Annotated in this window: 2 protein-coding genes; both read left to right on the top strand. The window is 38.7% G+C overall.

All coding sequences use genetic code 11. The annotated features are described in order from the left end of the window. Window positions 1-349 precede the first annotated feature (349 nt). Window positions 350-1,522, top strand: coding sequence for an MFS transporter (locus BMZ99_RS25660; RefSeq protein WP_090944924.1), 1,173 nt, complete (start codon window positions 350-352; stop codon window positions 1,520-1,522). Window positions 1,523-1,641: 119 nt separating this feature from the next. Then, window positions 1,642-2,259 (top strand): TetR/AcrR family transcriptional regulator, encoded by a 618-nt coding sequence (locus BMZ99_RS25655; protein ID WP_090944921.1) that lies wholly within the window; start codon window positions 1,642-1,644, stop codon window positions 2,257-2,259. Window positions 2,260-2,675: the final 416 nt, after the last annotated feature.

Raw genomic sequence — 2,675 nt, 5'->3', positions numbered from 1 at the left:
TGAATGCTATTATGAAGAGCCGGATGCCTTAATAGGGCACGTCCGGTTCCGTGAGGGGGGCTAGATCGTGAGGTCTGCCTCTACTCGACTTCTGTAACCTTCTTCTGTAACCTTCTGTAATAGTTAAAAAGCAGCACGAAATATTGTGACGCTGGTAATAGCGACAAATAGTTCCAACCCTTGTTAGAAATAGGGATGGAGCTTTTTTTATATGGTATTTTTTAAGTAAATCACTAGAAAACATCTTTTGGATCTTTTGATCCAAAAGATGTTGACAGGTAAAGAATAAGAATATAAAATTATATATGGAATGATCGATCCAAATATAATTTAAGGAGCATTTATTTAAATGAAAAAAAATATCAATAGTGGTGAAAAATATCGCCTTCCAATCTTGGGTTTATTAGCTTTAGCCATGGCGGGCTTTATGGCGATTATGACTGAAACTCTTCCTGCCGGCTTGCTTCCTCAGATAAGTAACGGACTCAATGTTTCGGAAAGTCTTGCAGGGCAGTTAGTTACTTTATATGCAGTTGGATCACTGACAGCAGCCATTCCTGTTATTGTTGCAACTCGACGGTGGCGTCGTCGTCCTCTTCTTCTATCAGCAATCTGTGGTTTTCTTGTTTTTAACAGCGTTACCGCTATATCATCTAGTTATATACTGACATTGATTGCCCGTTTTTTTGCGGGAGTATCTGCCGGTATTGCATGGGGATTAATTGCAGGTTATGCTCGGCGTATGGTATCTGATGAGCTTAAGGGACGTGGCATGGCAATAGCGATGATTGGTACACCCATTGCTTTGACTTTTGGTGTGCCAATTGGAACGTTTTTGGGTGCGTTTATTGGCTGGCGCTCGGTATTTGGAATTATGTCCTTTATGGCTTTTATACTGATCGGTTGGATACTCTGGAAAGTGCCGGATTATCCAGGCCAGTCTAATGATGAGCAGCTTTCAATTATTGATGTTTTCAAGACTCCTGGGGTGCGCTCAATCCTTTTTGTGGTTATGACTTGGATGACAGCTCACAATATACTTTATACGTATATTGCCCCCTTTCTTATATCACTTGATATGCAACGCGTAGATCTGGCATTATTTCTATTTGGAATTTCAGCACTCACAAGTATCTTTATTGTAGGCTCACTAATTGACCGTTGGTTACGTTTCTTGGTACTGAGCAGTATAGCTGTTTTTACAATCGATTCAGTTCTATTTGGAATCAATGGTGGTAATGCTATTGTGATATATATAGGTGTTATTATGTGGGGGTTAACATTTGGTGGTGCAGCGACATTATTACAGACAGCACTTGCGGAAACTGTTAAAGATGAAGCGGTTGATATGGTTATGTCGATAAACACAACAGTATGGAATTTAGCAATTGCAAGTGGTGCCTTAACAGGAGGTATACTTCTAAAAACAATAGGCCCAAGCTCATTTTCAGGGGCAATGTTTGTTTTATTACTCCTGGCACTATTTACAGCATTAAAATCAAAGCAGCATGGGTTTAATTGAATTTTATCCAGAGTAGAATTTTCAAGGTAAATAAACGATTAATTAGTTTAGTATAAGTACTTGTCTACAGTATTTTTATTAGTTATGATATATACAAACTCAGGAAGGAGGATCATCTTATGGTCAAGACAGGACGGCCGCGGGCTTTTAGCCGAGATAAAGCGATATTTGATGCAATGATGTTATTTTGGGAGCAGGGATTTGAGTCTACTTCGCTTTCACAGCTGAGAGAAGTTATGGGAAACATTTCGGCTGGCAGTTTTTACACAGCCTTTGAATCAAAAGAAAAGTTATTCAAAGAAGTGATTGATTTATATACATCTACGTATGGTCGAGTTATGTTAAGTCTGAAAGACAGCTCACTTGCTCCAAGTAAGGCTATTGAATTGGCACTAAGACAATCGGCCAAAATGCAAACCGATGGATGCCATCCTTTGGGATGTTTAACTGTGATTTCGGCAAGCACCTGCTCTTTGGAGCATATACATATACGTGAAATGCTCAAAGAGGAAAGGGATTTAGTACGGAGTTGGATGTCTAAGTGTATACGGCGTGCTATTGATCAGGGTGAACTTTCATCATCAACTGATATTGATATGTTGACGACGTTTTTCATATCCTTTTTGCACGGAATTTCAATTCAAGCAAGAGATGGAGTGCAGCTTGAGGCAATAGACGCAGCGATTACTCAAATTATGAGTATATGGGATGCTCTATCAATAAAAGACGATGATTAGTGGTGGGCATAATTTTTCCTTCTAATCCCAACATGCTCGAAGGTGTAGAAAAGGTATTTCAGTAACTACCCATCCATAGGTAGTCACTGATTTACAATTAATATGAAACCTGAAGCGTAACCTTGCCTGGTAAAAAATGATTATAATGTAAGAATATAGCAGTATTTAGCATTTATAAAAGAGAAGCTACCATAATAAATTGGTTAGTAATTTATTATGGTAGCTTCTCTTTAGTTGACACTGAATGATAGAAAGATAATTAAGAGTCGATTGGTAAATGGGACAAAAGACCTGTCCCCATGTCCCATAGAAAAAGAAGAGCGAGATACAATCGTGAACCAGTTGAAAAAAGTAGGATTATCAATAAGAGAGCTAGAAAGAGCGACGGGGATATCAAGAGGAATCATAGCGAAAAG

It is taken from the genome of Pelosinus propionicus DSM 13327 (assembly GCF_900114615.1).
In the GTDB taxonomy this organism is placed as follows: Bacteria; Bacillota; Negativicutes; order DSM-13327; family DSM-13327; genus Pelosinus; species Pelosinus propionicus.
The sequence above is the reverse complement of the archived record's forward strand: the minus strand, read 5'-3'. Positions and strand labels throughout refer to the sequence as shown.